We start from the raw sequence: 8,817 nt of genomic DNA, 5'->3' as shown, positions 1-8,817 counted from the left end.
TGGCAGTTAGTGAAATTCGGTCGCTGTATCGCGACGAGAACGATCTGTTCCGGACGGTCACCAAGCGGATCTATGAGGACTGGGATGCCGAGCAGAAGCAGTGGCATCTCAAGAAGATCGAATTCATCTACGAGGATCCGGAGTTCTCGGTGCCGTCGGACACGCCTGCGATCGCGGTCGAACAGCGGCATGGGTGGCTCGTGCCGCCGGCGTGGGAATTTGTGTCGGAGGTTTGGGTGTATGAGCGGAAGCGGGTGCAGGAAGATGTGTATGACCATGAGAGTGAGGTTAACATCATCAGATGAGTATCACAAAGGAAAACGCGTCGTTCACAGAGAGAGTTTCAAGAAAAAATGATGATCCACACGTTACAAGACTATATCCCAAGGCTGCAATGCTTACAGGACAGCAGGCAGACACCTCATAAACCGTTTCTCTTATTAATCATCATGGAGATGCTTGAGAGCGGCGAACTCTCCGAAAATCGTATCCGTTTCAGGGAAATCGAAGAGAAGAAGCCTTTCTTTGCAGATCTAATGGCGGTTTTCAATAGCGAGAACACAGAGAACTGGCAACCGAGTATTCATAATCCATTTTTTCATCTGAAAACCAATGGGTTCTGGCACTTGGATCCTGCCGAACTGCAATCAAGGCCTACTGCGATAACTCCTACAGAGGCGTATCTTGGCAACACGGATGCTGTTGCCAAGCTGGACGAGTCGCTTTTTCTTTTATTCGTAATGCCCGAGTATCGGGAGATACTCCGTCAGACGCTGATCCGTACCTATTTTTCAAATATTAGACATGAGATTGAACAGGTCATTGAGGAACACCGAACCCTTGGTCGTGAGCACATAGCGGGGGACATCGAGGAATATAGCCAACAATTGATACAAGCTGTCGAACACCCATTTTCGATCCAGAGAGACGTAGCGTCCGTGCAAACAGAGACACCGGTGAGGAGTGCCGGTTTTCGCCGAGCAGTCATGCAAATCTATGAACATACCTGCGCGGTCTGTGAGTTGAATATCCGTGCGTCGGGCGGAGAGAGTGTAACCGATGCCGCCCACATTATCCCCTTCTCTGTTTCATACAACGACGATATCCGAAATGGAATGTCTCTTTGCAAATTGCATCATTGGGCGTTTGATACCGGATTAATTTCTTTAGACGATGACTATCAAGTTATCGTTTCACCGTCGATGTCTGAGCAAGGGCCTACAGCGTCGATGTTAACCCAATTGCGCAACAAACGTATATGGTTGCCGAGAGACGGGGAACACTATCCTGCCCAGGATGCCTTGACGTGGCACCGGGAGGAAGTTATGAGAGAGTAGCACAGCGTTTCGAGTGAGTATATGAGGGATGGTGCGAAATTTGTAATTTATTTCTTTTTCTGATACACTCTACAAATCCAGTTTAGGGTGGCATTGCTATGAGACGGTAACCTAATGCCGTTCTCTGCCACCCTTCCACCATAGCAAGTGGAGAAAAGACTGGTCTGGTAATCCAAATAGTTAATTAGAAACGAGACATGAAATGGAGGCGATGTCAATTATGGAATTGGCTGAAAATTACACGGATAATAAGTTTTCACGTGGGGCAAGTGCCCCACATCCGTACCTACGCACGATATTTGAAGTGAGCGACAAATATCTGAGGCGCGTGTTTAGTGAAAGCCTTCTGAACAAATTTAAAGTAGATTGCTTTGAGAATATTCGGGGTGACAGAGATCGCACTATAGCCGAATATGTAAAATCTTATTATGCCTTGGTTAAGAAGGAATACCAAAACGAGTATACTGGTGCTTCTCCGTCTCTGAATGAGTCTATTTTTTCCGACCCTGGTGTTCCAAAAGTGCTGTGGGGGGATTGCCTTGATTTTCTAAAAGGTATGGATAGTGAAAGCGTTCAACTCATGGTCACTTCCCCGCCATATTACAACGCAAGAGAGTATTCCCAGTGGGAAACTTTGGATCACTATTTGGAAGATATGTCTCGTATTATCGAAGAATGTTATCGGGTTTTGGATAATCACCGTCCCTTCGTTTTTAATGTCGGCGACATATTTGATAACGACAACCTATACACTAAATCCGTATGGGGAAAACGCAGGATACCTTTGGGGGCATACTTCACTACGATATTTGAAAAACATGGTTTTAGGTTTGTAGACGATTTTATATGGGACAAGGGGGAAGTTGAGACCCAACGGCATAAAAACGGAAACAGACCTTACCCTTTATATCAATATCCGATCAACTGCTATGAACATATTTTTGTTTTCTACAAACACCGGCTGGACGAAACACTGTATCCCTGTCCTGTATGTGGCTGTATCAAAGTCAATGGGAATGCCTACACCGCGGTAGGTATCAAATCTTGGGAATGTAAGAATTTAGACTGCTTCGAGCGGTCTGCAGCCAATCGCGGTAAACGCTTTTCAGCCCGATCACAGTTAATGAATGATTTACAACAACCCGATAATCTCGTTTGTGGAGACTTGCTGCAACGTTGGCGACGCGACATAGTCCAATTTCCACCAGTAATAAAGACAAACAGCAAAGGACAGAACACACTTGGACACACAGCTCCCTTTCCCAGTGAAATCCCTCAATACGCAACCCAAGTGTTTACAGGTGTCAATGACACTGTGCTTGATCCTTTTGCGGGGGCGTTCACGACAACAATAGAATCGTTTCGTCAAAAACGAAACAGTATTGGAATAGAACTGAATCGAACGATGTTTAGAGATGCCGTTTTGGATCGGTTCTCCAGTACTATCAATATCCATCCGAAGGAGTTAGGAAATGAGTGGATCTAATGGCGATAAGCGCGTAATTGGTCTTTATGGTGAGATGCGATTGGCGATGGAACTCCATAAACGAGGATGGCAGGTTTATAGTGCGTATATTGACGAAAAATTTGATTTTGTCATTTTGAAAAGCTACTGTGAAAACTGTAAAACCTTCAAAAACGCAGCGACGCGTGAAGAAACTTATATAAATAAGAAAGGGAAAGAAGCTACTGGTAAAACAGTTACTCAGCTTTGCGAAACATGCCTCCAAGATAGCCTAAAAATGCTTGTCCGGTTCATTCAGGTAAAGACATCCGAGGGAGTTCCCAAAAAGACAACAAAATCGGGAGAAGAATCCAGAAAGTATAGTTTCCATGCTCGAATCCGTTATCACTTAGCAGATTCCAGAATATTTTACGCATGGATACAAGTCTGGGACGAAGATAATGTCAACTACTATATTTTCAAAACTGAAGATGTTGCGCTTTTTGATGATTTGCAGATAATTTCTTATCAAATCACCGACAATCAGAAAACTACACTGACCATAAACAAAGAAGGAGAACTGCTAACAAAAGGAACAAAACACGATTATAGTGCGTTTGAAGAATTTCGCGATAATTTTGATTGTTTGGAAGATACAATCGATGGTGATTCTTGGAAGTGAAAGGATTACCTCATGAAAGGCACAAGACCCCTTGACAACAACGAGATCCGACTTGTTTCAGCATGTTTCACCGGCACGTTTGAAGTCCGCAACCGCTCACTATTTCTGATCGGTGTTTCTACTGGGGGACGCATCAGTGAGTTGCTATCACTTCGGATCGGGGACGTATGGCAGAACGGAAAGGCGGTCACCGATCTGCTCTACGACCGTTCCGTCGTCAAAGGCGGTGAAGTCTCCAGAGCCGTGCCGGTGAATACAGACGGCTTGCGAGCGATTGATGCGTTGATAGGTTGGCATCGAGAGCGGTACGCAACCCTGCAAAAGAAACGACCGTTATTCCCATCGAGAAACGGACAAGGGCGGAAGCCGTTATCGAGGCGTGAGGCTCACACTGTCCTGAAGGACGCTTTTATGACTGCGGGTTTGAACGGGCATCTCGCAACGCATTCCCTTCGCAAGTCGTTTGCCCAACGGCTCTATGAGCAGACGGGTGATGTTTTTACCGTCCAAGAGATGTTAGGGCATAAGTCGATCGCGACGACCCAGAAGTATTTGGGAGCGGTGCAGAAAATGTCTTTGGATGGTGGTGCCGCGTAGGGTTTCAATAACGATGGTGTCTATCTCGTTGAGATTGTGCGTGTGTAGCAGGGTGTGTCCCTCCTTTTTCAAGAGACCATTAGGTCACTTGCTCCGATCGGAAGATGGAAGATTATACATTCTCCTGTGTTATCGTCTAAAAATAACGAATTGTGCTATGACTGGGTTCGTGGCATTTGTTCTTAAAAGAGCTACTCCCAGCCGTCATCAGATCCCAGCCCAATTGCCCTACAGGTAAATGTATGTTTTTCCACGTTTCTTCTCTGCGATGATCTTGTTCGTCTTGGCGACGGCTTTGCGTCTGAGGGTATCGTTCAAGTTTTCTCCTTTTGGCATTGTGTTTCATCTCCTTGTTAATGGCTGTCAGCCGTCGGCAGTCGGCAGTCGGTAAAGAGGGTTTTCGTTTAGCAAGGGAACACTAACCGATAACTGAAGACTGAAAACCCATTGGTTGCTAACCCTTGTAAATAAACCGATCGGCGAGTTTGATGAGTTTCTCCTGGAGTTCCGCGGGTATCCATTCTGCAGCGGTCTCTGCATTAAATTCAGCGATCCGGGTTTCTCGACGGCCACCCTCAACCTTGATAACCAGTTCTGTGATGTGCTCTGTGAGACCGAGAGCGACAATCATCGGTATCGGCACCGGCATGGCTTGCATCCACTCGGTATCGGCACGGATGTCTGCGGTGGCAGCCTTGAAATGGCGGATGTCTGCCGTCAAGGTTTCATCGGTAATCGCCGGCGTGGGCTCAGTAAACGAACGCTTATCAAACCGAGTGAGGAACGTGTCCTCGTCTATATCGCGCGGGTATTCCGAAAGCGCGGTGAACATCTCCTTACGGGTATCCTTCCATGTCTGTTCCAGTGCCTTACGGTCCTGTCGGGCTTTATCGGAAAACTCCGCTTTGAATATCAGCACCCAGTCGGCTCTGTTCCGAATATCCGAGTAGATACGTTCAAACATCTCCTGAACCTCCGCGAGTTGATCGATCGTATTCGCCTCGTGGCGCGCATCGAAATCGAACCCGATCTGTTTCTTGACGCGTTTTTGGAAGGCTTTCAACGCTGAGATATGAACAGGTGTATGGGTATTGCCGGGCGTAGGACTCAAATTCTCGTCAAAAGCATGGACGACTCTGCCGTGCCAGTCGTAGCAGACGCTGCGGGCTGTGCTGAGTGCGTCCGTTTCGCGCTGGATCTCTTGGCAGCGTGCGATAACCGCTGGGTCGTCCGTCAGTATCCAGTTATGGATTTTCTTGAGTTGCGTCATAGACAACTGGTGCGGGATGCCGTTCTCTTTGACGTTGAACTGCTCACAGATATAGGCGTTGAAAGCCTCCATTTTGAAACCGTTCCGATCGAGAAACCGGCTGCCATCGGATCGCTGGTCGAACAGCCCACTTTTCCGGATATTGTACCAGAACTCGGCGCGTTCTTCGGGTGTAGATTCCTTCGGTTTCTGACGGACGGCAACGGTATCACCTTCCTCGTTTTCGCGATACGGGTCAGCGATAACGGACCTTAGCGTTTCAATCCGTTCCGGTGAAACGTTCCATTCGTTTTCCAACTTCGGGGGGTCTTCGTTAATTAACGATTCCACCTGCTTCCGCCAGCGGCGGACGGTGCCCTCACCGACTTTCCATAAGCCTGCGAGGGAGACGTTGGTTTTCCGCAGATATTTCGGGAGCAAGAGGAGTTGGAAACAGGCGGCGCGTCGCTCCTGCTCGGTGAATGCCAGTCCGATGCCGGGGTTCGAGGCGACATCGAACTGGAAGTTGTCCAGCGACATCATTTCGATCCAGTCCTCCTCGGTGCCGTCGTGGACTTCGGCAAAAATGAGATCGATCTCTGCTGCGATCGCGGCTTTCCTGCGGTGGTGTCCGCACGCCACGAGATACGGTTTATCCGTCTGGATGGGGATGTTCGCTGCCTCAAGAGCGATGATCGGATATTCGGGCAGGTAACCGTTTTGCCGCATAGATTCCGCGAGACTCTCGATGTGTCCGGGGTTCTCTTTGCGGTTGTTCACCGTCCACACGTCGGCAAGGTCGTTTGGGGCGATCCACAGTGTTTTCATCATGCTAAAATGCTCCTTCTCTAATTGGTTTAGAGTTTTTCGATCCCAACACCACCGGTGCTGCGTGCAAGTTGCACGAGTTCAGCGTTGGATCGTTCAACGACGAAAGCGTGCATCCGTGTCTGTCCGAAATCTTCTTGCTTCAGGCTGGATACGTTATCCTCGCCGTCCGTCACAATCACGAGTTCGGGCCGCGTCAGTGATCCTTCCTTTTGAATCTCGTCAATCCGGGCAAGTGTTTCACGCGCACACTTAGCGATGTTTGTGCCGCCGCCACTGAAATTTTGCTTCTGGAATCTTTGCATGAGTCCCTTCGCCGCGGCGGGTGTATCTGCGTGATGTTCCTCAAAAAGCCGGCTGTCAAAGAACCTGACGAAAATCTGTGCGTCACCTGCCACAACCGCTTTTAATCGATTAAAGAGAACACCGCCTGCCTTATAGATGCGCTGCCCGGAATCCATAGAGCCGGAACAGTCGATCATCATATAGAGCAGCTGCTGTTTCTCCTCGCGTTTGACGCGTTCACGGACGTGAGCGGCACGCGTCGCGATACGGTAGTTTCGGAGACTCCTGGGAAGTGCCCATTCTGTTTGGGGTAATCGGTGCATCTCCGAAAAACTTTCGATTGGACGATGCCGAACATCCTCGCCCTCGATGTCGGGGAAGACCTTGACGCGCTTTGCCGTCCGCATCCGAGCGAGTTTATCGAGGTGTCGCGAGACTTGCAACCATATTTCCTTTCCCGACAACATCTCCTGGGCGAGTCGGACGGTTTTCTGCATCCGTCCGTGTCCACTGCCTGCCCCTTTCTCCGCATCATCCTCTTCCAGGAGCTGGGTTTCGAGATCGTCGAGGGATTCTATATCATCAAGCAGATCGTTGAGTGTTTCAGCTTCGTCTTGCGCGTCGCCTTCCGCGAAGATAGGAAGCGGATCGCCTTCTGCGCCACCGCGCCAGCCGTCGCGTTCGGACATAATTTTCAGAAGCGAGACGGCTTTTTGGAGAGGCGAGTCGCCCGGCACGCCGGTGAAATCGACAGTCCGCAGGAATCGGCAGACGTTTTCGTGCGTCTGCACTGCCATGTTCAGAATTTTGGGGTTGCTATATTTCTGACGCATAGCGAGTGCTTTCTCAGCGTCCCGCGTATAGTGACCGTCTCTTGTTTCATCGCGATAGAAATAGTCACCGTCCCTATCTCGCTTCCCAGCGGTGGGTTCAACAAGATGTCGCCACTGGTGTGAGGGTAGGACTTCGCCGCCCGCGGCGACGTTTGCGAGATCGGCGACGAAATCGGGTGACCATTTTTTTAGTTTCACTGCCTCTGCGGCTCCACGGATTTCTGTGGGGGTCGGGGAGATATAGTGGATTGGAGGTTTGGTTCTGAAAGTCATTCGTATGTAACCTCCAGGGCGCGTCGATGCGCTGCTTGGGCGGCATCCTGCACCTTTTTCCGGAGGGTGTCTCGCTCCTGTACCATGTTATCTGGCACAGCCAGTTCCTCCAAGAGCCCATCTTGCTCATTGAGTTTTTTGGTCAATTGGAGGAGTTTGATCGGTGAGTTTTCGCGTTCCACCTTCGCGATTAGAGTTTCGCTGGACTCACTGATTTCTACTATCCATGCCTTTGCTTCCCGCCGCGCCTCCATCGCTTCAATTTTGGATTGAAGTCCTTCGTGGACTTCTTCAAATCCGGGGATGAATGCGAGTGCGTCATAGTTGGCGGAGTCTCCAGCTGTTACAACTTCGATCGCGTGGACGGCGGAGCGGGGTGAAATGAACCCACCATTTTCGTGTACCTCACCGATCATATCAGCGAGATTCTCTCGTATCTCGCTGGATATACCCGGTTTCACTTTCTTGAAGAGGGCACGGAAATTCTCGCCGGTATAAGATTCCCATTTCACCTCGTGCTGGAGCGGGAAACGCTCGACAAGGGCATGTGCTGCTGCACCGAGTTCGGAAATCTCGAACGGGTGTCGGTTCGTGAGCGCAATAATCGTCTGTGTTTTCATCTTGAACCGCTGCTCACCGTTTCGGAGTTCGCGGGCGGTCAGCGTGTCCTTCAGCGATTGAAGGACAATTGCAGGCGCGTCAAAGAGTTCTTCAAAGACCGCGACGCGGTAGTTCAGAAAGGATCGGTGCGGGGCAAAGTGAAGGACCTTCTCATCTTCAAAGGCGCGGAAATCGAGACCTCCCCAAAGCCGTGCCTCGTCCATGCCTTCACCGAACGACTGCACAAAGCAATCGTTGGAAAGTTCCAACCCTTCAATAACTGTCTCCACCATCTCGGACTTGCCGTGTCCGGCATCGCCGAAAAGGATACAGTTCTTTTTTGATGCCAGTGCGAGCGTTAGAAGTCTCGCTGGCTGTTCGGAAAAGACGAATTTCTCTTGTAGAATGTCTACAATTGCGTTAAATTTCATTTGAGTGTACTCCTTCTGTATGCTCAAAAAAGCGGGTTGTTCATTTGCGGTGGTCAACCCGCTTTTACGCTAAAAGACGACATATATGATCCAGCCGACAATGCCGCTCGCAATGAGACAGGCAATCTCGGCAAGGGTTTCAAGCACAGGGGCTTTGAGGTCAGTGCTGGATGTGTGGATTGATGGGTTGGCAGGCTCAGTGAGGTGGCTGCCGGGGATGCGTGTAATTTCAAATTTACGCATATTGACGTTACGCGC

At 49.5% G+C, this 8,817-nt stretch carries 9 protein-coding genes; 5 read left to right on the top strand and 4 right to left on the bottom strand.

Going from position 1 to position 8,817, the window contains the following annotated elements; genetic code table 11:
- The 5 genes from J4G07_22210 to J4G07_22190 form a co-directional block, all read left to right on the top strand.
- The coding region (locus tag J4G07_22210; GenBank protein ID MCE2416700.1) for a hypothetical protein at positions 1 to 305 on the top strand (305 nt) is incomplete at its 5' end.
- A gap of 48 nt (positions 306 to 353) precedes the next feature.
- The gene (locus J4G07_22205) at positions 354 to 1,337 is read left to right on the top strand and encodes an HNH endonuclease (GenBank protein ID MCE2416699.1); all 984 of its coding nucleotides are present in this window, start codon (positions 354 to 356) and stop codon (positions 1,335 to 1,337) included.
- A gap of 220 nt (positions 1,338 to 1,557) precedes the next feature.
- Entirely contained in the window at positions 1,558 to 2,823 is a 1,266-nt protein-coding gene (locus J4G07_22200; GenBank protein ID MCE2416698.1) for a site-specific DNA-methyltransferase, read from the top strand.
- Positions 2,810 to 3,463 carry a hypothetical protein gene (locus J4G07_22195; GenBank protein ID MCE2416697.1) on the top strand — a complete coding sequence of 218 codons (654 nt, stop codon included), beginning with the start codon at positions 2,810 to 2,812 and terminating at the stop codon, positions 3,461 to 3,463. Before J4G07_22200 ends, J4G07_22195 begins: the two co-directional genes overlap by 14 nt.
- A gap of 12 nt (positions 3,464 to 3,475) precedes the next feature.
- Positions 3,476 to 4,060: a tyrosine-type recombinase/integrase gene (locus J4G07_22190; GenBank protein ID MCE2416696.1), complete on the top strand. Its 585-nt coding sequence runs from the start codon at positions 3,476 to 3,478 to the stop codon at positions 4,058 to 4,060.
- Positions 4,061 to 4,514: 454 nt separating this feature from the next.
- Here J4G07_22190 and J4G07_22185 read toward each other — a convergent pair whose 3' ends face one another.
- The 4 genes from J4G07_22185 to J4G07_22170 all read right to left on the bottom strand — a co-directional run.
- A complete protein-coding gene (locus tag J4G07_22185) occupies positions 4,515 to 6,140 on the bottom strand; it encodes a ParB-like nuclease domain-containing protein (GenBank protein ID MCE2416695.1) in 1,626 nt (541 codons plus the stop codon).
- Positions 6,141 to 6,166: 26 nt separating this feature from the next.
- Positions 6,167 to 7,528: a hypothetical protein gene (locus J4G07_22180; GenBank protein ID MCE2416694.1), complete on the bottom strand. Its 1,362-nt coding sequence runs from the start codon at positions 7,526 to 7,528 to the stop codon at positions 6,167 to 6,169.
- Positions 7,525 to 8,559 (bottom strand): AAA family ATPase, encoded by a 1,035-nt coding sequence (locus J4G07_22175; GenBank protein ID MCE2416693.1) that lies wholly within the window; start codon positions 8,557 to 8,559, stop codon positions 7,525 to 7,527. Before J4G07_22175 ends, J4G07_22180 begins: the two co-directional genes overlap by 4 nt.
- A 69-nt stretch (positions 8,560 to 8,628) precedes the next feature.
- Positions 8,629 to 8,817 (bottom strand): hypothetical protein (locus J4G07_22170; protein ID MCE2416692.1); only part of this gene is annotated, 189 nt, incomplete at its 5' end.

The sequence above is a fragment of the Candidatus Poribacteria bacterium genome (assembly GCA_021295715.1).
Lineage (GTDB): Bacteria > Poribacteria > WGA-4E > WGA-4E > WGA-3G > WGA-3G.
This window is presented reverse-complemented; position numbering and strand designations above follow the sequence as displayed.

Bases quoted from the DNA above. Each gene is read 5' to 3' on its own strand.
- J4G07_22190 (MCE2416696.1), top strand. From the start codon at position 3,476: ATGAAAGGCACAAGACCCCTTGACAACAACGAGATCCGACTTGTTTCA.
- J4G07_22185 (MCE2416695.1), bottom strand. From the start codon at position 6,140: ATGATGAAAACACTGTGGATCGCCCCAAACGACCTTGCCGACGTGTGG.
- J4G07_22200 (MCE2416698.1), top strand. From the start codon at position 1,558: ATGGAATTGGCTGAAAATTACACGGATAATAAGTTTTCACGTGGGGCA.
- J4G07_22195 (MCE2416697.1), top strand. From the start codon at position 2,810: ATGAGTGGATCTAATGGCGATAAGCGCGTAATTGGTCTTTATGGTGAG.
- J4G07_22175 (MCE2416693.1), bottom strand. From the start codon at position 8,559: ATGAAATTTAACGCAATTGTAGACATTCTACAAGAGAAATTCGTCTTT.
- J4G07_22205 (MCE2416699.1), top strand. From the start codon at position 354: ATGATGATCCACACGTTACAAGACTATATCCCAAGGCTGCAATGCTTA.
- J4G07_22180 (MCE2416694.1), bottom strand. From the start codon at position 7,528: ATGACTTTCAGAACCAAACCTCCAATCCACTATATCTCCCCGACCCCC.